The sequence below is a fragment of the Actinoplanes sp. NPDC026623 genome (assembly GCF_040638275.1).
GTDB lineage: Bacteria > Actinomycetota > Actinomycetes > Mycobacteriales > Micromonosporaceae > Actinoplanes.
In genome coordinates this window covers 12019-36097 of the sequence record NZ_JBEZXZ010000053.1, presented here as the reverse complement: position 1 = coordinate 36097, position 24079 = coordinate 12019, and the positions used below count along the sequence as shown (strand labels likewise).

Below are 24079 nucleotides of genomic sequence, written 5' to 3'. Positions count from 1 at the left end.
ACGAACGCCGCGGCCGGCGCCCGCCCGGTCACCTGCTCGTCGGTCACTCCGCCTTCGCCGGGGCGGCCCCGGCACGGCGGTACGCCAGCAGCGCGAGCACCAGGGCGACCAGCCCGAGCGCGATGGCGACCAGCCCGGCCCAGGTCCCGTTGCCGTCGCCCTCGGTCTCCGCCGGCGCGGCCTTCGCCGGCGCACTCGCGGCGGCGTGCGCGTCGCCGGAGCCGGCGGTGAGCGTCAGCACGGGCGCGGGCTTCTCCGGCTCGGTGCCGTCGGTGGTGGGCTCGTCGATCCAGCGCACCACGGTGCCGTCGGAGTAGGTCTGCAGCGCCTTGAAGACCACCCGCGGCACCTCCGGCAGCGGCCCGAGCGAGACGTCGAACTCCTGGAACTGCCCCGGCTTGATCGCGGCGTCCCCGGTCGCGGTCCAGGTGATCTTCGCGACGGCCTCGTTGATCTGCGTGCCGTGCGCGTCGATGGGCTTGGCCAGCTTCGCCTTCTCGGCCACCATGCTCCACCCGGCGACCGGCTTGAGCGACACGGACGCGAACGGGGTGTCGATGGGCAGGTTGACCTCGACCTTGACGGTGTTGGCGTTGTCGGTCTCGTTCGGAACCCGGAAAGTGACCTTGGTGTAACCACCCTGGACGGCCGTGTTCGGATTCACCGTGACGTGCGCTGACGCGGGCACCGCGAGGGCGAGGGTGAACGCGGCGACCATCCCGGCCACCACGGCCGAACGCTTCAACAGGGACATCGAAAACCTTCCGGATCAAACCCGGCCGGGGCGCCGGGCACGGTCATTGGTCGCTACCCGTCCCACAAAAGTTCCGACCGATTTCGTACGCCCCAAGTGGCCGGCCGGCGGCGGTGTGCCGCCACCCACTGCCGACTCTCGACCGCCGGGTGGGGGGTTCAGTCGACGACGGTGACGGGGGTTCCCGGTGCGATGTTGCGCAGCAGCTTGCGCTGACCCGCCGCCGGCATCCGGATGCACCCGTTGGAGACGCTGCGGCCGAACGCGTTCTCGTCGTACCAGCCGTGCACCCCCGTGTGCGCGCCGCGCAGGGACCACGCGACCGCGCCCCTGTCCTCGGGCACCGAGCCGAGCACCAGGGCATCCAGCCCCGCGTAGGCAGAGCCGCGCGTGCCCGTCGCGCCCAGCACGAAGGTGCGTCCCAGCGGCGTCGGCGTCGCCTTCGCGCCCGTGGCGACGGTCCAGCCGGCCTGCCGTACGCCGTCGCGGAACCAGGTCAGTTCGTGCGCACCGCGCCGCACCACCAGGTGGTCATGCAGCGGCCGGGAGGACCACCCGTGCGGCGGCAGCCAGCCCATCCGCCGGTTCGCCGTCGGCATCAGCACCGCCACCCAGCCGGATTGCCGCGAGACGACAGGCAGGACCACCTGCAGCCCGCCGATGGCCGGAGGCAGGACGGCCCGCGGCCGGCCGCCCGGTGCGTCGTAGACGACGACGTTCCGGTCGGGATGCAGGCCCGTGGTGGACAGCGGGCCCGAATCCGCCGGCAGGCCCCGCGGCCCCGTCAGGTAGTCGATCACCGGCAGCCCCGCGGGCGCCGGCACGGCCCGCGGAATCGTGAGAACCACCGGGCGCGCCGGGACACGCAGCCAGACCCCAGCGGACGGCACCGGTACCGCCAGGGCGGACGCGGCGAGAACGGTCAGACAGGCCCACCTCCAGCGCATCCGCCCACGCTATTGACAGCGGGCCCCGACACGTGCCCGACTTCACCCGCCGTTACCGAATTGAAGGAATTGATCCGGCCGGCCCGCCCGGTCACGACGCGCCCTCGGGCACCACCCGGGCGGTGCTCGCCCGCAAGACCAGGCGCGGGTTGAGCACCACCTCCATCCGCTGCTTGCGGCCCTCGTCCAGCCGCTGCACCGCGGCGAGCACCGCGTGCGCGGCCTGCGCCGCCGGGTCCTGGTTGACCGTCGTCAGGTCGATGTGGGCGAGGCGCGCGAGCGTGCTGTCGTCGTACCCGATGATCGAGATCTCTCCCGGGACGGCCAGGCCGGCGCGCAGGAACGCGTCCATGAGGCCGACGGCGCAGCGGTCGTTGGAGGCCACGACGGCCGACGGCCGGTCGCGGCCCGCCGCCAGTTGCCGGCCCGCGCGCATGCCGCCCTCCTCGGTGTGGTCACCGGGCACGATCCTGATCTCGCCGGCGAGCCCCGCGCGGCGCATGCCGTCGCGGTATCCGCGCCGCCGTGCGGCGGCGACCACGCCGCGGCCCCCGTCCACGAAGGCGATGCGCCGATGGCCGAAACCGATCAGATGGTCAAGCGCCTCCGACACCCCTATGTGATCGGCCGTGCGGACCACGTCGACGTCGCCGGCGGCGACGCGACGGCCGATCGACACCACCGGGACCTGAGCCGCGAGCGCGGCGAGGCGCTGATCGGCCGCGTCCGGGCCGAGCAGGAGCAGCGCCTCGCAGCGGAAGTCGAGCAGCGTCTCCACCGCCCGGCTCTCGTCGCGGTGCCGGGTGAGCGTGGAGAGCACCACCTCGTAGCCGACCCGGTCGGCCTCGGCCTGGATCTCCTCCACCAGCTCGGCGTGGAAGGCGCTGCGGATGTCGAGCATGACGCCGAGCAGGTGCCGCCGCCTGCGGGCCAGCAGGCTCGCCGTGCGGTCGGCACGATAGCCCAGCTCGGCGGCCGCCTCGAGCACGCGGCGCCGGGTCTCCGCGCTCGGGCCGGGCGCGCCACGCAACACCAGCGAGACCGAGGCGGTGGAGACGCCGACGCGGGCGGCGACGTCATCGAGCCGGGGCCTTTGATCCACTACAGAACCTCCGCTGACACCCTTGACACCCAACGAGATCGACTCGGATAGTACTCGAAGTTAAAGCGCTTTAAGAGCCCCGACCCGAACTCCGCTCCCCTCAGCCGGAGGTCCTCGCACATGGCACATCCGTCCCTCGGCGTGGCCGTCATCGGTGCCGGCATGGTCGGCCGCGCACACGCCAACGCCTACCGCAACGCCGCCACCGTCTTCGAGGCCGGCCCGGCGCCGCGCCTCGTCGCCATCGCCGACGTGCACGAGCCCTTCGCGGCCGACACCGCCCGGCGCTACGGCTACTCCCGCGCCGAGACCGACTGGCGCGCCGTCATCGACGCGCCCGACGTCGACGCGGTCAGCGTCGCCGTCGCCAACAACCTGCACCGCGAGATCGTCGAGGCGGCGCTGGCCGCCGGCAAACACGTCCTCTGCGAGAAGCCGCTCGCGCCGAGCGTCGCCGACGCCCAGGCCATGGCCGACGCCGCCGCGGCCACCGACCTCGTCGCCGCGGTCGGCTTCACCTTCCGCCGCTCCCCCGCCATCAACGCCATCCGCGAGCAGATCCTGCGCGGCGGGCTGGGCCGGGTGCGGCACCTCGTCGGCAACTACTGGACCGACTACGGATTCGATCCGCAGCGCCCGATGAGCTGGCGCTACCTCGGCGGTCCGGGCTCCGGCGTGCTCGCCGACATCGGCAGCCACCTCGTCGACCTCGCCGAGTTCTTCTGCGGCCCGACCACCGGCGTCCAGGGCACAGCACTCAGCACGCTGATCACCTCCCGGCCGAAGCCGCTCGGGGTGGCCGTCGGACACTCCGGCGGCGTCAAGGTCAGCGATGAGCGGGTCGCCGTGGAAAACGAGGACATCTGCACCTTCACCACGACGTATGACGGCGGCACGCTCGGCACGTTCTCGCTGTCCCGGGTGGCCTTCGGGCATGCCAATTCCCTGCGCCTCGACCTGTTCTGCGAAAACGGGACCGCGTCGTTCGACCTGACCCGCCCGGCCGAGTTCAGCATCGTCGACGGCGGTCCCGAGCAGGAGGTCAACGGTGCCCGGCAGGTCTACATCGGGCCCTGGCATCCATACATCGCCCGGGGCCTGCCCATGGACTTCCCCACCGTCGGCCACGGGCAGAACGACTTCTTCGTGTTCCAGGCCCGCAGCTTCCTCGACCAGATCGCCGGCATCGAGCAGCTCCCGCCGTGCCCCGACCTGGCGCACGGGCTGCACAACCTGCGCGTGCTCGACGCGATCGTGTCCGCCACCGACAAGCCCGTCCATCTCTGATCCCGGCCCTGCTCCCGGAAAGGTCCCCCGCATGAAGCTCGGTGCCTACACCGCCTGCCTGCACGACCGCTCCCTCGACGACACCCTCAAGATCCTCGGCGAGCTGGGGCTGAACAGCGCGGAGATCAACGCGGGCGGCTTCGTGCCCGCACCGCACCTGCCGATCGACGACATCCTGGCCGGCGCCGGGGCCCGCGAGGATTACCTCGGCCGCTTCGCCCAGGCCGGCATCGCCCTTACCGGCCTGAACGTCAACGGCAACCCGCTCAACCCGGATCCCCGGGTCGGCCCCCGGCACGCCGCCGACCTGCACCGCGCCATCGACGTGGCGGCCGCGCTCGGCGTGAAGCGGATCGTTGCGATGTCCGGCCTGCCCGCCGCGCACCCGGGCAGCACCGTCGCAAACTGGGTCGTCAACCCGTGGGACAGCCAATATCTCGACATCCTCGACTACCAGTGGCAGCAGGTGGCGATCCCGTTCTGGAAGGACGTCAACGCCCGTGCGGCGGCCGCCGACGTCAAGATCTGCATCGAGATGCACCCGCAGAACCTCGTCTTCAACCCGCCGACGCTGCAACGCCTCGTCGAGCAGACCAACGCCACCCACGTCGGGGCCGAGCTGGACCCCAGCCACCTCTTCTGGCAGGGCATGGACCCGGTCGCCTGCGTGGAGCACCTGGGCGAGCTGGTCTTCCACGCGGCGGCCAAGGACACCCGCATCAACCCCGGCAACGTCAAGCTCTACGGCGTGCTCGACGACCGGTTCACCCGCACGCCGGCCGACGCCAACCCGGTTAACCTCGGCGGCGTCAACACCCTCAACCGGTGGCCGCAGAACCCGTCCTGGGAGTTCGTGGCGGTCGGTCGCGGCCACGGCATCGAGGACTTCTGGGTTCCGTTCCTGCAGGCCCTGCACGCCGTCGATCCCGGCATGGCGGTAAACATCGAGCACGAGGACCAGGAGTTCGACCAGGTCGAGGGCCTGCGCCTCGCCGCCGAAAACCTGCTCGCGGCCGGTGAAAGGGCCGGAGTCTGACCAGGGCCCGAGTCCGCTGGGGCCTGCCGTCGACCGCCGCGATCGGCCGCACCGTCGTGGCGGCCGACCCGGGCGCGTTCGTCGCGGTCGCCAGCCGCAACCTGGAGAAGGCCGAGGCCCGGGCGGCGCCGACGGGCCTCGGCACCGCCTTCGGCTCCTACGAGGCAGGCAGCCGGACAGACAGGCAGCCGAGCGGACGGGCCGGGCAGCCGGGTAACCGGGCAGCCCGGCAGCCCGGCAGGCAGCAGGGATTACAGGTGGCCGGTGTCGTTGAAGCTGAGCAGGGCCGGTGGTCGATCGGAGTCCCACTGCACGGTGGTGATGCCGCAGTTGGCCTGGTCGAGGCCGATCCAACGCCAGTCCGGGGCGTCGAGCACGTGGCGGACGAACCAGCCGATCACGAAGTTGTGGGTGATCAGCAGTTCGTGGCGGTCCTCGTCGCCGGTGACGCCCAGGTGGTGGACCGCGGCCCGCAGGGCGACCGCGTCCTCGTCGCGCTCGTCGGCGGGCACGCCGTCGAGCCAGGCATGCCACCGGTCCGGGTACAGGCCCCGGCGCTCGGCGGAAGGCACCGGTGTTCGGTCCGCCGCGTGATCGCAGGCATGCTTCGGCACCCGCGGGAGATGGCCGGCGACGACGTCCGCGGTCTGGGCCGCCCGGGTCAGCGGGCTGTAGTGGATGGTCGAGAAGGGCACCGTGCGCAGCCGTCGGCCCAGCCTGTCCGCCTGCTCGCGTCCGAGCCGCGAGAGACCACCCTCCGGCGCGTGGTCGGAGGCCGGATCCTGCTCACCGTGACGGACGAGGTAAAGCCGGGTTCGTGCCATCGACGTTCATCCTCCGGATCTGTTCGGAGCTGAGCAGGGTAGATCACGGAAGCACGGGATGACCCGGATCCGCGTCGGCGGCTGAGGTCGTCGCCGTGGTAGGTCGCCGCCGCGAGGCCGTCCAGGTGCTCGTCGGCGTTCACCGCGACCGTCGCGCCGAGGTGGCGGAACAGCGGCGCGTCGGACATCGAGTCGCCGTAGGCGACGCAGCGGGACCGCGGGAGCCCGTAGCGGGCCTCCAGCGCCACCAGATCCTCGACGCCGCCGAGCATCCGGGCCACCTGCAGGCCGGCCGTCGAGCCGCGCAGCAGAGTCCCGTCCATGTCGAAGACGTGCAGGATCCCCACGCGTGGATTCTCGCCGACCGGGACAGCGACCGGGCGATCGGGGCAGCAACCGACGCTCCACATTGGCCACGACTCTGCGCGTATGAAGCGCGACTCACGGTTGCCACCGGTCTGTGGGGCGTTGCGGCGTCACGGTAGTGTCCGGCCCCGTGTCTGAGGTGCATCGACCTGCGTCGACCGGGGGGCCTGTCGTCGGCGCGGTTGTCGGGCCGGATGGATGGGGGATGAATGGCAGTAAGGGGTTCATCGGCCGCGGCGCCGCCCGCACCGGATGCCGATCCGGATCGGATCGTGACCCGGGACGACTTCGGCCGGGAGCTGACCCTGTTACGTCAGGGCGCCGGGCTGAGCGTGCGTCAGGTCGCGGCCCAGACCGGTAGCTACCGCAACCACAGCACCATCGGCGACTGGTTCGCCGGCCGGGGCCTGCCCGCCGCGGCCTCGCGGGAGCTGCTCGTCCAGGTGCTGCGGGCGTGCGGCGTCACCGACCCCGTACCGCTTGCCGCCTGGGTGGCGGTCTGGCAGCGGCTGCGGCAGACGCCGGGGCCCCGCCCGCTCGGCCCCGAGCCGTACCGGGGCCTGGCGAGCTTCGAACCCGAGCACGCGGACTGGTTCTTCGGGCGGGAGGCCCTGACCGCCGAGCTGATCGATCGGCTCGCTGCCGGGTACGCGGCGGGCGGCGGGATGCAGATCGTCGTCGGCGCGTCCGGCTCGGGGAAGTCGTCGCTGCTGCGCGCCGGGCTGATCCACGCGGTCCTGGGGGGCAGGCTCGCCGGCGGCGGCTGGTCGGTGCGGTTGTTCACCCCGGGCCGTTCGCCGCTGGACGAGCTCGCGGCCCAGCTCGCCGCCGCGACCGGGCTGCCGGCCGAGGACGTGGCGGCCGACCTGCGCGGCTGCCCCGGCCGCGCGGCGGACTACGCCCGGCGCGCCGATCCCGGCTCGCACCGCCTGCTGCTGGTGGTCGACCAGTTCGAGGAGGCGTTCACCACCTGCGTCGACGGCACGCAGCGGCAGGCTTTCGTCGCCGCGCTGTGCGCCGCGGCCGGGCCGGGGCGGGCCCTGATCGTGATCGGGCTCCGGGCCGACTTCTACGCTCCGCTGCTGCGGCATCCCGACCTCGTCGCCGCGGTACGCGCCAATCAGCTCACGGTCGCCCCGATGGCGGACGCGGAGCTGCGGCGCGCGATCACCGAACCGGCCCGCAAGGCCGGGGTCGAGGTGACGGACGGTCTCGTCGAGCTGCTGCTCGCCGAGGTCGGCTCCGGAGAGGTCTCCACCCGCGCCCATGATGCCGCCGTGCTGCCGCTGCTGTCGCACGCGCTGCTCGCGACGTGGCAGCACAGCCGCGACCGCAGGCTCACCGTCTCCGACTATCGCGAGGTCGGCGGCATCGATCGCGCCGTGGCGGCCTCCGCCGACGCGGTGTACGCGGAGTTCGACGAGCACCAGCGTCACCTCGCGCGGCAGGTGTTCCTCGGCCTCGTACACATCGCCGCGGACGCACCGGACACCCGGCGCCGGCGCGACTGGGCCGAGCTCGTCACCGAATGCGACGGCTCGACCGACCAGGTGACCGAGGTGCTCGACCGTTTCGTCGCCCAGCGACTGATCACGGTGGACGCCGACCGGGTCCAGCTCAGCCACGAGGCGCTGCTGACCGCCTGGCCGCTGCTGCGCGATTGGCTGGAGGTCGACCGCGCCGGCATGCTCACCCGCCGCCACGTCGTCGAGGCCGCCACCACCTGGCAGCGGGAACAGCGTTGCCACACCGCCCTGTACCGGGGTGCCCGGCTGGCGGTGGCGCGGGAGTGGGCGCAGCGCACCGGTGCGCCGGCGCTCAACCCGGTGGCCCGCGAGTTCCTGGCCGCCTCGGTGGCCCGCGAACTCGCCGAGCAGCACGCCGCCCGGCGCCGGACCCGGCGCCTGCGCCAGCTGGTGGCCGCGCTCACCGTGCTGTTCCTGCTCGCCACGACCATGACCGTGGTGGCGGCGCGGAGCGATCGGATCTCCACCCGGCAGCGGGACGAGGCGGTGTCCCGGCAGGTCGCCCAGGAGGCCGACCCGCTCCGCGGCGACAATCCGGCCCTGGCCAACCAGTTGAGCCTGGCCGCGTACCGTCTGGCCCGGACCCCGGAGGCGCGGGGGGCGCTGCTCAGCTCGTTCGCGGCGCCGTACTCGATCCGGTTGACCGGGCACACCGGGTACGTGCACGACGTGAAGTTCAGCCCCGACCGGCGGCTGCTCGCCAGCGCCGGCAGCGACCGGACCGTCCGGCTGTGGGACACCAGCGTCGCGCACCGCCCGACGCTGCGGGCCGTGCTCGACGCGGCGTCGGACTACGTGTCGTCGGTGACGTTCAGCCCGGACAGCGCCACCCTCGTCACGACCAGCGCCGATCGCATGGTGGGCCTGTGGGACGTCCGGGACCCGGGCAACGTCACCCGGATCGCCGTCCTCGCCGGTCATCGCGGGTCCGTCGACCAGGCGGCGTTCAGCCCGGACGGCCGCGTCCTGGCCACCGCGAGCTCGGACCGAACCATCCGGCTGTGGGATGTCACGGATCTGCGGCGCCCCCGGCCGATCGCCACCCTCCCCGGCAAGCGGGCGTGGTTCGCCGTGGCGTTCAGCCCGGACGGCCGGACCCTGGCCGGCGGCGACGAGCGCGATGTCCGGCTCTGGGACGTCACCGACCCGCGGCGGCCCGCCGGCGCCGGCGTGCTGACCGGGCACACCGATGTGGTGAGCATGATCGCGTACAGTCCGGACGGCCGGACGCTGGCGACCGGCAGCTATGACCACACCGCCCGGCTGTGGGACCTCGCCCGCGGCATCTCGTCGAGCGTGATCAGGGGACACACCGGCCTGGTGTACTCGGTCGCGTACAGCCCGGACGGCCGGACCCTGGCCACCGGCAGCGGCGACGCCACGGCCAGGTTGTGGAACGTGACGGATCCCCGCCGGCCGGTGCCGATCACCGTCCTCGACCGTCACGCCGACGAACCCGGTGACACGAACGCCATCGCCGGGGTCGCGTTCAGCCCGGACGGCCAGACCCTGGCCACCGGCAGCTACGACTACACCGTACGGCTGTGGGAGCTGACCGGTCCGGCGCCGACCGGGCAATCGGACCCGGTCCGGCCGTTGCAGTTCGGCGGGGACGACAGCCGGCTGCTGCTCGGCCCCGGCCGGGCCCCTACGGTACGGGCGTGGACGGCCGGTGAAACCTCCGGGCTGACCGACCCGCTCGACGTCCGCACGGACGGTTCGGTGACCTTCTGCCAGGATTCCCGGCTGCTGGTCTCCGCGAACGCGACCACCGTGCGGCTGTCCGATCTGGACGACCCGCGGCACGTCAAGAAGCTGTCGCAGGTGCCGCACCGCCTGGCCGGCGACGTCCCGCTGCCCGTGTGCAGCCCCGACGGGCGTCTGCTGGCGGTGCTCGGCGCGCGCAGCCGGGCCGTGCGGCTCTGGGACATCGCCGATGCCCGCCACCCGGTCACCCTGTCCTCGTTCTCGGCGAGGAGCCATACCAACGCGCTGAACATGGCCGTCTTCAGCACCGACGGCCGCCTCCTGGCGACCGCCAGCCTCGACCACACGGCACGGTTGTGGGACCTGACGGACCCCCGCCGTCCGGTCGAGGCGGGCACGCTCGCCGGCCACACCGACGCGGTCAACACCGCCGCGTTCAGCCCCGCCGGACGGATCCTCGCGACGGGCGCCAACGACGGCACCATCTGGCTCTGGGACGTGAGCGACCCCAACCGCCCGTCCGCCCTCGCCACCCTGACCGGGCACACCGCGTACATCGAGGAGGTCCGGTTCAGCCCGGACGGCCGGACGCTGGTCAGCAGCAGCGGCGACCACACCGTGCGGCTGTGGGACGTCGGCGACCCCCGCCGGCCGGCGAAGATCGCCACCCTGACCGGCCACACCGCCACCGTCAGCGCCGTGGCCTTCACCTCGGACGGCCGGCGCCTGGCCACGGCCGGCGCCGACGGCACGGTCCGGACCTGGGACCTGAGCCTCGAACGGGTGGCCGGCCGCGTCTGCGCGCTCGCCTACCCGACGCTCACCCGTGCCGAATGGGCGCGTCACTTCCCTGGCATCGGATACCGGCCGCCGTGCCGTACGGCCCCGTCCGGATAACCGCCAGGCCCCGTCCGGGCCTGTCCGGACAACCCCGCCGAGCCTTCCGGTACGGGCTCACGGGCCGGATTGTCTTCGGCAGACGTCCGGCACCGAACGCCGGCGACGAAAGGATCTCCACAATGGTCAAGAACCCCGTATCGGCCCTGAAGCGCACCATCGTCGGCGTCACCGCCGCCCTGGCCGCCACCGCGGGCCTCGCCGTCACCGCACCCGCCGCCCAGGCGGGTCCCATCGGGGGCTGCGCCGAGCTGCGCGCCTTCTACCTGAACCTCGGGACCGGCGGCGACGACCTGCGGGACAACTCGGAGGTCACCGTGTGGCTGACCCAGCGCGGCGGCGGCGACGTGGAGCTGCAGCACATCTCGGGCGGGATCGGCAACTGGAGCAACCGTAGCTACCAGCTCGCATACCAGAACACCAACTGGCACGTGAGCAGCTGCAACGTGACCGGCATCAAGGTGCGCATGGTCTCGCACAACGGCACGTTCCAGACCGACGACAACTGGAACATGGAGTCGATCACCCTGAACGGGTACGCCGACAGCGGCTCCCCGTCCTACTCGATCTCCACGAACGGGAACCCGGTCAAGCGGTTCACCGGCAGCAGCCAGTGGTGGTCGCTGCTCGGCTGACGCCGCCGTACGAGGGGCGGGGAGGCCCGGGACCGGCCACCCCGCCCCTTGCCCGGGGCTGGTTGACTGCCACGGATGATCGGCGATGTCGAACTGCGCGCCTGCCTCGCGGACTCGTGGGGGCTTTCGAGGGCGACCATCGACGTGCACAACGGCGGGATGAACTCCGCGACCTGGCTGGTCAGCGAGGGCGACCGGCGCTGGGTCGCCAAGGCCGTCCGGCCCGATTCACGCCGCTGCTTCGCGGCCGGGCTCGCGGTCGCGGCGGCGCTCGAGGGCGCGGGGATCCCGGCGGGCGCCCCGGAGCCGACCCGCCGCGCGGAGTGGGTCGCCGACGCCGGCGGGGTGCCGCTGGCGTTGCTGACGTGGGTTCCGGGCGAGGAGCTTTCCGGCACGGACGACCAGCGGCTGATCGGCGCGACCCTGGCACGGGTGCACCGGGCGCTGCGCGACGTGTCGGTCCCCGGCGAGCAACGGTTCCACTGGGTCGACGTGGGCGGCGAGCACCTGGGCGTCCGCCCGTGGATCCGGGGCGCCGTCGCCGCGGCGGTCTCGGCCTACGACGAGCTTGATCCGCGGACCCTGTCGTGGGGGCTGCTGCACACCGATCCGGCCCCGGAGGCGTTCCGCCTGGACCGGGCCACCGGGGTCTGCGGCGTGATCGACTGGAGCACGGCCGTCGCCGGCCCGCTGCTGTACGACCTGGCGTCGGCGGCGATGTACGCCGGCGGCCCGGACCGCGCGCACCCCCTGATCCGGGCCTATCTCGATCAGGGGGTGGTGACGGCGGCCGAGGTCGAGCGCGGCCTGCCGGCGCTTGTGCGGTTCCGGTGGGCGGTGCAGGCCGACTACTTCGCCCGCCGGATCGCGACGGGTGATCTCACCGGAATCGACGGCCAGGCCGGCAACGAGGCCGGCCTGGCGGACGCCCGGGCCGGGCTGGCGTGACCCACCGGCATCACGTCGTCGCGTACTTGGACAGGTACTGCTCGACCTGGGCGAGGTTGTAGCGGGAGCTCTCCTCGGCCCGTTCCTCCCAGGCGAAGACGCAGACGGTCGCGATGCCGTCGAAACCCGTCTCGGCCAGCGTCCGGAAGAACAGGTCCCATTCCACCTCGCCCTGGCCGATGTCCAGGTGCTGGTGGATGCGGACCGTCGAGCCCGGCGGGTTCACGATGTAGCGCAGGCCCGACGAGCCGCGGTGGTCGAAGCTGTCCGCGATGTGCAGGTGGGTCAGCAGCGGCCCCGCGTGGCGCATCACCGCGGCCAGGTCGCCGCCCTGGTGGAAGGTGTGCGGCGCGCAGTACAGGAACGTCACCAGCGGCGAGTTGATCCCCTTGACCAGGTTCACCGCCTCGATGCCGTCCTCGACGAAGTCGTCCGGGTGCGGCTCCAGGACCAGCCGGACGCCCTCGCGCTCGAAGATCGGCAGCAGCTCCTCCAGCGATCGCCAGAACTGGGCCTCGCTCGCCGCCGACGACTCCGGGCGGCCGTTGAACTCCGAGTTCATCACGTCCACGCCGAGGTCGACGGTGATCTCGATGGCGCGTTTCCAGTACCGGACCGCCGCGCGGCGTTCGTCCTCGTCCGGGCCCGACCACCTGTACAGCGGCAGGACCGAGGCCACCGAGACCTCCGCCGCGGCGAGCTCCCGCCGGAACGCCGCCACGTCCGCCGAGGAGGCGCGCGGGTGCAGGAAGAACGGCATGAAGTCGTCCCTCGGCGACAGCTCGATGTGGTGATAGCCGAGGTCGGCGACCACCCGGGGCAGCGAGAGCAGCGGCACCCGGCGCAGCATGTAGGGATCCAGCGCGATCTTCACCGCGGCACCCCCACCGCCGCGTCGTACAGCGCGGGCCGGGGCGCGAGGGTGACCGGTACGCGGGAACCGCCGCGCAGCGCCTCGACACCGGAGTCGGAGACCACCGCCGCCGCGTAGCCGTCCCAGGCGCTCGGGCCCAGCGGCACTCCCCCGCCCGCTATCGAGTCGATCCACTCCTGGATCTCCACGTCGTACGCGAGCAGGAACCGTTCCCGCCAGTCCACCGGCACCGGCGTCGCCGCCTGTCCGGCGCCGCGGACCAGCACCGGGCTGAGCTCGCCCAGCGCCGCCGTGCCGTCCTCGCCGACGACCTCGCCGCGGATGTCGTAGCCGTACCGGATGTTGACGGAGATCTCGACGTCGACGAGCGCGCCGCCGGCCATCTCGAGGATCAGCAGGAGCGGGTCCTGCAGGGGCCCGCCGTTGCGGCTCTTGCGCGGTATCAGCACCCGGGCCGCGATGATCTCCTCGCCGAACATCCAGCGCACCATGTCGATCTCGTGCACGGCCGTGTCGGTGATCGCGCTCTCCTTCTCGTAGAAGGACGGGACGTCCGCGTTGCGGTGCGCGCAGTGCATCATCAGCGGCGTGCCGATCCGGCCGCTGTCGACCACCCGCTTGAGCGCCCGGTACGCCGCGTCGTAACGGCGCATGTAGCCGACCTGCACCAGCCGCCGGCCGGCCGCGACCTCGGCCTCGACGATGCGCAGGCAGGCGTCCTGCGTCGTGGCCAGGGGTTTCTCGCAGAAGACCGGCTTGCCGGCGGCGATGGACGCGAGGACGTACTGCTCGTGGGTCGGCCCCCACGAGCAGACGACGGTCGCGTCGACGGCCGGGTCGGCGATCAGGTCCTCGCCGGTGGCGTGCAGGACGGCGCCCGGCAGGCCCTCGGCGACCTTCTTGGCCGTCTCCACGTCGACGTCGGTGACGGCGGTGACCGTCACCCCGGCCAGCACCGTGGTCATCCGGCGGATGTGGTCCCGGCCGATCATGCCGGTGCCGATCACCCCCACCCGCAGCGTCATGACGTCCCTCCGACTCCGGCGGCGCGGAGATAGGCGTACGTGCGGGCCGCGATCGGCGCCGGCACGTCGAATTCGACGGGGTACATGTCCTGCTCGACGATCACGAAGGTGTCCGTGCCTCTCTGTTCGAGCGCGCGGACCACCGAGGGGATGTCCGGGATCCCGGCCGGCGGCTCGCAGCTCGCGCCGAGCGCCACCGCCTGGCCGAACGCCAGGTCCTCGGCCCGCGCCCGGGCCACGATCGCCGGGTCCATCTGCTTGATGTGCAGGTAGCCGATCCGGTCCGGGTGGTCGGCGATCAGCTGCGCCGCGTCCGCTCCCCCGTACGCGAGGTGCCCGGTGTCCAGGCAGATCGACACGTACGCGGGGTCGGTGTCGGCGAGCAGCCGGTCGATCTGCGGCCGGGTCTCGACGTAGCTGTCGGCGTGGTGGTGGAACTGCAGGCGCACCCCGTAGTCCTCGGCCAGCACCCGGCCGAGGTCGTTGGTGGAGCGCACCAGGGTCTTCCACCCGTCGTCGTCGAGGGTCCCGGCCTCCAGGTAGTCGCCGGTGGTGTCGTCGCGGAAGCCGGGCACCGGCACGAAGACCAGGTCCCGGGCCCCCATGGCGGCGGTCAGCTCGGCGACGGCCCGGGTGCGCTCCAGGATCTCCGGGAAGGCGTCCGCGCGGTGCAGCGCGCTGTAGCCGTGCATCGTGCCGGCCGAGACCTGAAGCTCCCGGGACGCGAGCTCGTCGCGCAGCCGCGCCGGGTCGGTCGGCAGATATCCGTACGGGCCCAGCTCCAGCCACCGGTAGCCGACCCCGGCGAGCTCGTCGAGGAACCGCTGCCAGGGCGTCTGCCGCGGATCGTCGGCGAACCAGACGCCCCAGGAGTCCGGGCAGCTGCCGAGCCGAAACCGGTTCACGGCGTCTTCCCCGTGATCCCGAGGTCGTGCACTTCTTCCTCCAGCATCTTCGCCGCGGCCGCCGACACCGCGCCCTCCTGGGCGCTGAGTTCGTGGCTGAGCTCCTCGAGCTCCGCGCCGCCGGCCATCAGCGCGGTCAGCTCGTCGCGGGTGATCTCGTTCTTGCGGTAGTAGCCGAGCGGCCGGCCGCGCTTGAGCAGCAGGAACCGGTCGCCGACGGGGAACGCGTGGTGCGGGTTGTGGGTGATGAAGATGACGCCGAGGCCGCGCTCGCGGGCCTGCAGGATGTATTTGAGGACCACGCCGGACTGCTTGACGCCGAGCGCGGCGGTGGGCTCGTCGAGGATCAGCACCTTGGCGCCGAAGTAGACCGCCCGGCTGATGGCGACGCACTGGCGCTCGCCGCCGGAGAGGGTGCCGATCGGCTGGTCGACGTCGCGCAGGTCGATGCCCATGTCGAGCAGTTCCTTCTTGGTGGTCTGCCGCATGAACGCGATGTCCATGCCGAAGCGCCGGCGCACCTCGTTGCCGAGGAAGAAGTTGCGCCAGACCGGCATCAGCGGCACCACGGCGAGGTCCTGGTAGACCGTGGCGATGCCGAGCTCGAGCGCCTCGCGGGGCGAGTTGAAGTGGACCTCCTTGCCGGCCACCTCGTAGGTGCCGGACGAGTGCTGATGCAGACCCGCGATGATCTTGATGAGGGTGGACTTGCCGGCGCCGTTGTCGCCGAGCACGCAGGTCACCTCGGACGCGCCGACCTCGAGGTCGATGCCGCCGAGCGCGTTGATGTTGCCGTAGTTCTTGCCCGCGCCGGTGAGCTTGACCAGCGGGGTCTCGACCTTCTCTTCCGTCGTCATTTCCTGGTCTCCGCCCGTCGCCGGATGTACACGTTGAGCAGGGTCGCGCCGAGCAGCATCGCGCCGAGGAAGAACTTGAACCAGTCGGCCTCCCAGCCGGCCAGCACGATGCCCTGCTCGGTCATGCCGAAGATGAAGGCGCCGATCGCGGCGCCGACGGCCGAGCCGTAACCGCCGGTGAGCAGGCAGCCGCCGACGACCGCCGCGATGATGTAGAGGAACTCGTTGCCGGGGCCCTGGCCGGACTGCACGGTGTTGAACGAGAACAGGATGTGCATGCCGGTGAACCAGCAGACGAACGACACCGTCATGAACAGCCCGATCTTGACCTTCCGCACCGGTACGCCCACCGCACGCGCGCTGGCGTCGGCGCCGCCCACGGCGAAGATCCAGTTCCCGGTACGGGTGCGCAGCAGCACCCAGGTGGCCACGGCGACGAACACCACCCACCAGAAGAGCGTGATCCGCAGGTTCATCCCGCCGATGACGGTCTCCGAGGCGAAGAACGCGTGCGCGCTGTCGAAGCCGTCGATGTCGGAGATGTCCTTGGTGGCCACCCCGCCGGAGACGATCTTGGTGACGGCCAGGTTGAGGCCGGTGAGCATGAAGAACGTGGCCAGGGTGACGAGGAAGCTGGGCAGCCGCGTCTTGACCAGCAGGTAGCCGTTGAGCAGGCCGATGCCGAGCGCCACCACCAGCGACACCAGCACGCCGACCCAGACGTTCACGCTGAGCTGGTATGCCGTCATGGAGGCGACCAGCGACGAGGTGATGACCGCGACGCCGGCCGACAGGTCGAACTCGCCGCCGATCATCAGCAGCGCCACGCCGACCGCGGGGATGCCGTACAGGGAGCTCTGGTAGAGGACGGTCGCCAGCGAGGGCGCCTCGCGGAAGGGCGGCGCGACGATGAAGAACAGCACGAAGATGACCACCGCGCCCGCCAGCGCCCCGACCTCGGGTCTGGCCATCAGCCGCCCGAGCATCGATTTCTGTGCGAGCCGTTCGTCGGTCGAGGGCGCCGGGGGCGGCGCCACCAAGGTCTGACTCATCCGAATCTCCTCCGGTGCGGTGGCGGGGCCGCCGGGTCGCGCCCGTTGGCCCCGCCGACGGGCTAGCGGGTACCCGCCTTGGCGTACTTGCTCACGGCGGCGATGTTGCTCTTGTCGATGAAGGCCGGTCCGGTCAGGACCTCTTTCCCACCGCCCAGCACGTTGCCGTTGCGGAGGTAGAAGGCCGCGGCGTCGACGGCCATGTAGCCCTGCAGGTACGGCTGCTGGTCGACCGCCCAGGCGATGTCGCCGGACTCGATCTTGCCGACGAGCTCGGCGTTGGTGTCGAAGGTGACGATGGTGGCCTTGCTGTTCGAGGCCTGCTTGGCCTGCAGCGCGGTCAGGGCGAACGGCGCGCCGAGGGTGATGACGTGGGTGATCGCCGGGTCCTGGCGCAGCTTCGACTCGATCGTCGAGCGTACGGAGGTCAGGTCGGTGCCGTTGACGTTGATGTTCTCGACGCTGCCGCCGAAGCCGGCCTTCACGCCGTTGCAGCGCGCCTCGAGCTGCGACTGGCCCTGCGCCTGGATCACGCACAGCACCTTGCCGGCGCTCTCCTGCTTGAGCCGGACGCCTGCCGCGTTGCCCGCGATGCTCTCGTCCTGGCCGAAGTACATGGTGGCGCCCCACTGCTGGTACGTCTCGCGGCCGGCGTTGAAGCCGATGACCGGGATGCCCGCCGCGACGGCCTTCTGGATGGCGGCCTTGAGCGCGTCCGGCGCCGGCACCGAGACCAGCAACGCGTCCGGGTGGGAGTTGACCGCGTTCTCGATCAGCGTGGCCTGGCGGGTCGGGTCGCCGTCGTTGGAGTACGTGTACTCGACGTTGTCGTTGCCGGCGGCCGCGTCGGCGCCCTTGCGGATGATGTCGAAGAACGTGTCGCCGGCCGGGGCGTGCGTCACCATGGCCATCTTCAGCCTGGGGCCGGCCGCGGTGTTGGTGCCGCCGCCGCCCGAGCTCTTCTCCTCCTCCTGCTTGCCGCCCTGGCTGCTGCAGGCGGCGGTGGCCACCGCGAGGCAGGCGACGAGCGCGATGCTCACTGTTCGAACGGATCTCCTGGGCATTGAGGCCTCCGGTTGGGGGACGGTGCGAAGGATCAGGAAGCGGTCGGGAAGTGCATGCTGGCGCCGTGCGCGGACTCGACGTGCGGCCAGCGGGAGGTGACGACCTTGCCGCGGGTGTAGAACGAGACGCCCTCGGGGCCGTGGATGTGCCTGTCGCCGAAGAGGGAGTCCTTCCAGCCGCCGAAGGAGTAGTAGGCCATCGGCACCGGGATCGGGACGTTGATCCCGATCATGCCGACCCGGACCCCGCGCTGGAAGCGCCGCGCGGCCTCGCCGCTGTTGGTGAAGATGGCGGTGCCGTTGCCGTACGGGTTGGCGTTGATCAGGTCGATCGCGGCCTCGACGCTGTCGCCGCGCACCACCGAGAGGACCGGCCCGAAGATCTCCTCGGTGTAGACGTCCATCGAGGACTGAACCTGGTCGATGACCGTCGGGCCGACGAAGAAGCCATCCTCGAAGCCGGGCACCTTGTGGCCGCGGCCGTCGACAAGCACCTTGGCGCCCTGCCGCTCGCCGGTGCCGATGAGCCCCTCGATGCGGTCGCGGGCCTCGGCCGTGACCACCGGGCCCATCTCGCTCTTCGGGTCGCGGCCCGAGCCGACCACGATCTCGTTCGCCTTGCGGGTCAGGATGTCGGTCAGCGGGTCACCGGCGGCGCCGACCGCGACCGCCGCGGAGATCGCCATGCAGCGCTCGCCGGCCGAGCCGAAGGCGGCCGCGGTCAGGTGGTTCGCGGCGTATTCGAGGTCGGCGTCCGGCAGGATGATCGCGTGGTTCTTGGCGCCGCCGAGGGCCTGCACCCGCTTGCCGGCCGCCGAGGCCTTCCCGTGCAGGTAACGCGCGATCGGCGTGGAGCCGACGAACGAGACCGCCGCGACGTCGGGGTGCTCGAGCAGCGCGTCGACCGCGACCCGGTCGCCGTGCACCACGTTGAAGACCCCGTCCGGCAGCCCGGCCCGGCGCCACAGGTCCGCGATGTAGTTCGAGGCCGACGGGTCCCGCTCGCTGGGCTTGAGCACGAACGTGTTGCCGCAGGCGATCGCCACCGGGTACATCCACATCGGCACCATCACCGGGAAGTTGAACGGGGTGATGCCGGCGCAGACCCCCAGGGGCTCCCGGAAGCTGAACACGTCCACGCCGGTCGAGGCCTGGTCCGAGTAGTCGCCCTTGAGCAGCTGCGGGATGCCGCAGGCGAACTCGACCACCTCGAGGCCGCGCTGCACCTCGCCGGCCGCGTCGCTGAGCACCTTGCCGTGCTCGTCCGAGACGAGCTCCGCGAGCCGCCCGACGTTGGCGTTGACGAGCTCCCGGAAGTTGAACATGATCTTCGTGCGGGCGCTCAGCGACGCCTGGCTCCAGGTGGCGAAGGCCGCCTTCGCCGCCGAGACGGCCGCGGCCACATCGCCCGCGGTGGCCAGCACCACCTCGTGCTGCCGCTGCCCGGTCGCGGGGTTGTAGACCGCGCCGCGGCGGGTCGCGGCCCCGGCGGTGGCCCCGCCGCCGATCCAGTGCTCGATGGTTGTCAACTCGGGTCCCTTCTAGAGGTACGGCCGCTGGCCGCGCTTGGCGGCGTCATAGGCGGCGCGCGCGGCGCGCGTGGTGTCGAGCTCGGAGACCTCGGAGACGGGAACGTCCCACCAGCTCTCGCTCGACGGCACCGGGGACAGCGGGTCGGTCTCGATGTGCACGACCGTGAGCCGGTCGGCGTCCCGGGCCCGCTTGAGGCCCTCGGTGAGGTCGGCGATCGTGCGGCAGCGGATGACGTTGGCGCCCAGGCTCTCGGCGTTGGCCGCCAGGTCCACCGGCAGCCGGGCGCCGTCGTAGTCGTCGTGGTCGCCGCGGTAGCGGTAGCTGGTGCCGAAGCGCTGCGAGCCGAGCGACTCCGACAGCGCGCCGATCGAGGCGAAGCCGTGGTTCTGCACCAGGACGATGACGAGCTTGATGCCCTCGGCGACGGCGGTGACGATCTCCTGCGCCATCATCAGGTATGAGCCGTCGCCGACCAGCGCGTAGACCTCGCGGTCCGGGTCGGCGAGTTTGATGCCGAGCGCGCCGGCGATCTCGAAGCCCATGCAGGAGTAGCCGTACTCGACGTGGTACTGCTTCGGGTCCCGGGCCCGCCAGAGCAGTTGCAGGTCGCCGGGCATGCTGCCGGCCGCCTGCACCACGACGTCGCGTTCGCCGCAGGCGTCGTTGACCGCGCCGATGACCTCGCTCTGCGCCGGCAGCGGGCCGTGGCCGAGGTGGTATGCCTCGTCGACCCTGCGCTGCCACGCGGCGACATCGCCGGCGTAGGCGACGTCGCAGACGTAGCCGTCGAGCGCCGCGGTGAGGGCGGTCAGCGCCTCCCGCGCGTCGGCCACCACCGGCACCGCCGACTGCTTGGCCGCGTCGAACGAGGCCACGTTGACGTTGACGAAGCGGACCGCGGGATTCGCGAACGCGGTCCGCGAGGCGGTGGTGAAGTCGCTGTATCGGGTGCCGACGCCGATGATCACGTCGGCGTCCCGGGCCAGCCGGTTGGCGACCGGGGTGCCGGTCGAGCCGACCCCGCCGACCGAGCTCGGATGATCCCAGCTCAGCGCGCCCTTGCCGGCCTGCGTGTCGGCGACCGGGATCCCGGTGGCCCGGGCGAGGGCGTCCAGCTCCGCGGACGCCCGCGAATAGATCACGCCGCCACCGGCGATGATCAGCGGCCGCCGGGCGGACCGGATGACCTCGGCGGCCCGGGCGATCGCGGCCGGCTCCGGCACCGGACGGGCCACGTGCCACACCCGCCGCTCGAACAGCGCGTCCGGGAAGTCGAAGGCCTCCGCCTGCACGTCCTGGGGCAGGCAGACGGTGACCGCGCCGGTCTCGACCGGATCGGTGAGCACCCGCATCGCCGCCAGCAGCGCCGACGGCAGTTGCTCGGGCCGCCAGACCCGGTCGAAGAAGCGCGACAGCGGCCGGAACGCGTCGTTGACGGACACGTCGTAGGAGCGCGGATCCTCCAGCTCCTGCAGCACCGGGGACGCGGCCCGGGTGGCGAAGACGTCGCTCGGCAGCAGCAGGACCGGAATCCGGTTCACCGTGGCGAGCGCCGCGCCGGTCAGCATGTTGGTGGAGCCGGGCCCGATCGAGGCGGTGCAGGCCATCGTGGACAGCCGGTCGCTCATCCGGGCGTAGCCGACCGCCGCGTGCACCATGGCCTGTTCGTTGCGGGCGAGGTGATAGGGCAGGCCCGGCCCGTCCCGGCCGGTCCGCTGCGCCTGCAGCAGCGCCTGGCCGACCCCGGCGACGTTGCCATGGCCGAAGATGCCGAAGCAGCCCGCGACCGCGCGCCGCTGTTCGCCGTCGCGCTCGGTCCACTGATTGGCCAGGAACGCGACGAGGGCCTGCGCGACAGTGAGCCTCACGGGCGCCTCCTTTCCCTTGTCGAGGTGAGCGGCAGCCGGGGGTCCGGCTCCTGGTGGCTCCACGAGCCGCGTACCCAGGCGTGGGCCGGGTCGTCGGAGAAGAGCCACCTGCGCTCCCCCGCTCCCGCCATGACGTTGAGGTAGTAGAGGTCGTAGCCGGGCGCGGCCATCGACGGGCCGTGCCACCCGTACGGGATCAGCACGACGTCGCCGCTGCGCACCTCGGCGCAGACGTCGATGGGGCGGTCCGGGTGGCCGTACACGCGCTGATAGCCGACGCCCGCGGCGCCCATCGGGGAGGCGGCGACCTCGAAGTAGTAGATCTCCTCGAGCGCGGACTCGTCCTCGCCCGGCGCGTCGTGCTTGTGCGGCGGGTAGGACGACCAGTTGCCGCCGGGGGTGAGCACCTCGACCGCGATCAGGCGGTCGGCCTCGAACGACTCCGGGGTGCAGAAATTATTGACCTGGCGGCTGGCCTGGCCGGCGCCGCGCAGCTCGACCGGCACCGCCTCGGCCGGCCCGTAGCGGAACGGCAGCCGCCGGTCGGCGCGGGCGCCGGGCAGCGCGAACCGGCCGCCGTTGGGCGTCCGCACGATGACGGACGAGTCGCGCGGCAGGTAGGCGAAGTCGGTGACCCGGGAGAAGACCGAGCGCCGGCCGGTCAGGGTGACCCGCTCGTCGTCGCAGGTGACGTCGCAGCTGCCGGAGAGCGGCAGGACGATCATCTCGTCGTCGCCGGTGTGGAAGGTGGCCCGGGTCCCGATGGCCAGGTCGAGGATGCGCAATCCGCTGAAACCCCAGCCGGCGCTCTCCGGCGTCACCACCGTCTCGAACGGCCGGGCTTCGCCGTCACCCCTGCGCAGATGCGTCATAGCAGGCTCACCGCCCGGTCGACCGCGGCCGCGACGTCACCGCCCGGCGGGTAGAGCAGGCTGCGCCCGATCACCAGGCCCTGCACGGTGGGCAGAACCAGGGCCTTGCTCCACTGCACGTACGCGGCGTCGGCGTCGTCGGACACCTCGCCGCCGAGGATCAGCGCGGGCAGCGTCGTGGCGGCCATGACCCGCTCCATCTCGTCGACGACGGGCACCTTGAGCCACGTGTACGCCGAGGTCGTGCCGAGTCCGGCGGCGACGGTCATGGCCCGGATCATCGCCTCAGCGGTGAGCTCGTTGCGGACCCGGCCGTCGAAGCGGTGCGAGATGAAGGGCTCGACCATCGCCATCAGCCCGTGCGCGGCGAGGTCACCGACGGCCCGCCCGCAGCTCTCCAGCGTGGCGACGGTGCCGGCGTCGTCGGGATCGATGCGCAGCAGCATCTTGCCGCCGGAGAACCCGGCCGCGGCGAGGCTGTCCCCGTCGTACGCGGTGAACCGGTCGTCGAGCTCGAAGCTGGTGCCGGCGAGGCCGCCCCGGTTCATCGAGCCGATGACGACCTTGTCGTCGAGCGCGCCGAGCAGCAGCAGATCCTCGAGGATGTCCGGGGTGCCGAGCACGCCGTTGACGCCGGGCCGCTCGAGCGCGGTGCAGATGCGCCGCAGCAGGTCGGCACGGTTGCCCATGGCCAGCGGGTCGGCGCCGGCGCGCAACGCGCCGCGGGCCGGATGGTCGGCGGCGATGATCATCATCCGGCCGTGCTCGCCGCGCCACGAGGCGGGCCGGCGGCGGGCGGCCGCGGCGGCCGCGATCGCGCCGGGCCGGTCCGCGCGGGCCGCCACGAGCTCCTGAACGTCACGCACGATCCAGCTCACCGCCGATCAGGTCGCGGACCTCGGACTCGGTCGGCATCGCGTCGGCGCAGGAGAGCCGGGTGGCGACGATGGCACCGGCGGCGTTGCAGAAGCGCATGGTCGCCTCCAGGTCCCAGCCGGCGAGCAGCCCGTGGCAGAGTGCCCCGCCGAAGGCGTCACCGGCGCCGAGCCCGTTGATCACCTCGACCGGCACGGGCGGCACCTGGATCTCCTCCTTGCCGTCGTCGCCGGAGGCGAGGACGCCGAGCGGCCCCTGCTTCACGACGGCGAGGCCGACGCCCGCGTCGTGCAGCGCCCGGGCCGCGCCGCGCGGCTCACGGACGCCGACCGCGGTCTCGCATTCGTCGAGGTTGCCGACGGCGACGCTCACGTAGGGCAGGGCCTGCCGCACCCAGTGCCTGGCCTCCTCCCGCGACTGCCAGAACATCGGGCGGTAGTCGAGGTCGAGGACGGTGATGCCGGCCCGGTCGCGGGCCCGCAGCGCGGCGAGGGTCGCCTCCCGGGAGGGCGACTGGCACAGCCCGGTCACAGTGACCCAGAAGACGTCCGCGGCGCGGATCGCCTCGAGATCCAGCTCGGACTCGAAGATCTCCAGGTCCGGCGCCTTGGGGAAGCGGTAGAAGTAGAGCGGGAAGTCGTCCGGCGGAAAGATCTCGCAGAACGTCACAGGCGTCGGCAGCGACGCGACCGGCGCGACGAAGCGGTCGTCCACATCGAATCCGCGCAGCGCGTCGTGGATGAACTCGCCGAACGGGTCGTCGCCGGTGCGGCTGATGACGGCGCTGCGGCGCCCGTAGCGGGCGGCGGCGACGGCGACGTTGGTGGGGCTGCCGCCGAGGAACTTCGCGAACGTCCGGACCTCGCGCAGCGACACGCCGGCCTGTTGTGGGTACAGGTCGACGCCGATACGTCCCATGGTCAGTACCTCGTCTGCGGGCATGCGCCCCCCAAGCGATAGACAGATGGACGGTGCGGGAGATTTCGGGCGCGCGGTGTCGCCGCGGATGCCGTGCTGGTTACGGCGCGGTGAAAAGGACCTTGTCGCCGGGGGTGGGGGGCCGGCGCTGGCACCTGGGCTCGTTTCGATGTAATAACGTGAGGGCTTCCACGTCAATAGTTTGT

At 72.1% G+C, this 24079-nt stretch carries 20 protein-coding genes; 5 read left to right on the top strand and 15 right to left on the bottom strand.

The window, feature by feature from the left end:
• Positions 1 to 43: 43 nt before the first annotated feature.
• The 3 genes from AB0F10_RS18045 to AB0F10_RS18035 all read right to left on the bottom strand — a co-directional run bounded on the left by AB0F10_RS18045 (position 44) and on the right by AB0F10_RS18035 (position 2803).
• Positions 44 to 754 carry a YcnI family protein gene (locus AB0F10_RS18045; RefSeq protein ID WP_360625652.1) on the bottom strand — a complete coding sequence of 237 codons (711 nt, stop codon included), beginning with the start codon at positions 752 to 754 and terminating at the stop codon, positions 44 to 46.
• Positions 755 to 912: 158 nt separating this feature from the next.
• A complete protein-coding gene (locus tag AB0F10_RS18040; RefSeq protein WP_360625649.1) occupies positions 913 to 1701 on the bottom strand; it encodes a L,D-transpeptidase family protein in 789 nt (262 codons plus the stop codon).
• Positions 1702 to 1792: 91 nt separating this feature from the next.
• Entirely contained in the window at positions 1793 to 2803 is a 1011-nt protein-coding gene (locus AB0F10_RS18035; protein WP_360625645.1) for a LacI family DNA-binding transcriptional regulator, read from the bottom strand.
• Between the two features lie 120 nt (positions 2804 to 2923).
• On the opposite strand from AB0F10_RS18035, the gene AB0F10_RS18030 reads away from it, so the two are divergent.
• Both AB0F10_RS18030 and AB0F10_RS18025 read left to right on the top strand, forming a co-directional pair.
• Complete coding sequence (locus AB0F10_RS18030; protein ID WP_360625642.1) at positions 2924 to 4090, top strand: Gfo/Idh/MocA family oxidoreductase; 1167 nt, start codon at positions 2924 to 2926, stop codon at positions 4088 to 4090.
• Positions 4091 to 4121: 31 nt separating this feature from the next.
• The gene (locus tag AB0F10_RS18025; protein WP_360625639.1) at positions 4122 to 5126 is read left to right on the top strand and encodes a sugar phosphate isomerase/epimerase; all 1005 of its coding nucleotides are present in this window, start codon (positions 4122 to 4124) and stop codon (positions 5124 to 5126) included.
• A 251-nt stretch (positions 5127 to 5377) separates the two neighbouring features.
• Here the strand turns inward: AB0F10_RS18025 and AB0F10_RS18020 are convergent, their stop codons facing one another.
• Entirely contained in the window at positions 5378 to 5950 is a 573-nt protein-coding gene (locus tag AB0F10_RS18020) for a histidine phosphatase family protein (RefSeq protein ID WP_360625636.1), read from the bottom strand.
• Between the two features lie 638 nt (positions 5951 to 6588).
• On the opposite strand from AB0F10_RS18020, the gene AB0F10_RS18015 reads away from it, so the two are divergent.
• From AB0F10_RS18015 to AB0F10_RS18005, 3 genes are all read left to right on the top strand, one after another.
• Positions 6589 to 10446 carry a helix-turn-helix domain-containing protein gene (locus AB0F10_RS18015; protein WP_360625634.1) on the top strand — a complete coding sequence of 1286 codons (3858 nt, stop codon included), beginning with the start codon at positions 6589 to 6591 and terminating at the stop codon, positions 10444 to 10446.
• Between the two features lie 122 nt (positions 10447 to 10568).
• On the top strand, positions 10569 to 11081 hold the full coding sequence (locus tag AB0F10_RS18010; RefSeq protein ID WP_360625631.1) for a hypothetical protein: 513 nt from the start codon (positions 10569 to 10571) through the stop codon (positions 11079 to 11081).
• Positions 11082 to 11156: 75 nt separating this feature from the next.
• A complete protein-coding gene (locus AB0F10_RS18005) occupies positions 11157 to 12029 on the top strand; it encodes a phosphotransferase (protein ID WP_360625629.1) in 873 nt (290 codons plus the stop codon).
• A gap of 10 nt (positions 12030 to 12039) precedes the next feature.
• Here the strand turns inward: AB0F10_RS18005 and AB0F10_RS18000 are convergent, their stop codons facing one another.
• The 11 genes from AB0F10_RS18000 to iolC all read right to left on the bottom strand — a co-directional run bounded on the left by AB0F10_RS18000 (position 12040) and on the right by iolC (position 23897).
• The gene (locus AB0F10_RS18000; protein WP_360625626.1) at positions 12040 to 12903 is read right to left on the bottom strand and encodes a sugar phosphate isomerase/epimerase; all 864 of its coding nucleotides are present in this window, start codon (positions 12901 to 12903) and stop codon (positions 12040 to 12042) included.
• Positions 12900 to 13928, bottom strand: a complete 1029-nt coding sequence (locus AB0F10_RS17995) for a Gfo/Idh/MocA family oxidoreductase (protein ID WP_360625623.1) — start codon at positions 13926 to 13928, stop codon at positions 12900 to 12902. The genes AB0F10_RS18000 and AB0F10_RS17995 overlap by 4 nt, the downstream gene beginning before the upstream one ends.
• Entirely contained in the window at positions 13925 to 14833 is a 909-nt protein-coding gene (locus AB0F10_RS17990) for a TIM barrel protein (protein WP_360625620.1), read from the bottom strand. Before AB0F10_RS17990 ends, AB0F10_RS17995 begins: the two co-directional genes overlap by 4 nt.
• A complete protein-coding gene (locus AB0F10_RS17985; protein ID WP_360625617.1) occupies positions 14830 to 15690 on the bottom strand; it encodes an ATP-binding cassette domain-containing protein in 861 nt (286 codons plus the stop codon). Before AB0F10_RS17985 ends, AB0F10_RS17990 begins: the two co-directional genes overlap by 4 nt.
• Positions 15687 to 16742 carry an ABC transporter permease gene (locus tag AB0F10_RS17980; RefSeq protein ID WP_360625614.1) on the bottom strand — a complete coding sequence of 352 codons (1056 nt, stop codon included), beginning with the start codon at positions 16740 to 16742 and terminating at the stop codon, positions 15687 to 15689. Before AB0F10_RS17980 ends, AB0F10_RS17985 begins: the two co-directional genes overlap by 4 nt.
• A 62-nt stretch (positions 16743 to 16804) precedes the next feature.
• Entirely contained in the window at positions 16805 to 17782 is a 978-nt protein-coding gene (locus tag AB0F10_RS17975) for a substrate-binding domain-containing protein (protein ID WP_360625611.1), read from the bottom strand.
• A 56-nt stretch (positions 17783 to 17838) separates the two neighbouring features.
• Complete coding sequence (locus AB0F10_RS17970; RefSeq protein WP_360625608.1) at positions 17839 to 19335, bottom strand: CoA-acylating methylmalonate-semialdehyde dehydrogenase; 1497 nt, start codon at positions 19333 to 19335, stop codon at positions 17839 to 17841.
• A 12-nt stretch (positions 19336 to 19347) separates the two neighbouring features.
• Entirely contained in the window at positions 19348 to 21207 is a 1860-nt protein-coding gene (iolD, locus tag AB0F10_RS17965) for a 3D-(3,5/4)-trihydroxycyclohexane-1,2-dione acylhydrolase (decyclizing) (protein ID WP_360625605.1), read from the bottom strand.
• A complete protein-coding gene (gene iolB / locus AB0F10_RS17960) occupies positions 21204 to 22079 on the bottom strand; it encodes a 5-deoxy-glucuronate isomerase (RefSeq protein WP_360625601.1) in 876 nt (291 codons plus the stop codon). The genes iolD and iolB overlap by 4 nt, the downstream gene beginning before the upstream one ends.
• Positions 22076 to 22945, bottom strand: coding sequence for an aldolase (locus AB0F10_RS17955; RefSeq protein WP_360625598.1), 870 nt, complete (start codon positions 22943 to 22945; stop codon positions 22076 to 22078). Before AB0F10_RS17955 ends, iolB begins: the two co-directional genes overlap by 4 nt.
• Positions 22938 to 23897: a 5-dehydro-2-deoxygluconokinase gene (gene iolC, locus AB0F10_RS17950; protein ID WP_360625595.1), complete on the bottom strand. Its 960-nt coding sequence runs from the start codon at positions 23895 to 23897 to the stop codon at positions 22938 to 22940. The genes AB0F10_RS17955 and iolC overlap by 8 nt, the downstream gene beginning before the upstream one ends.
• Positions 23898 to 24079 lie beyond the last annotated feature (182 nt).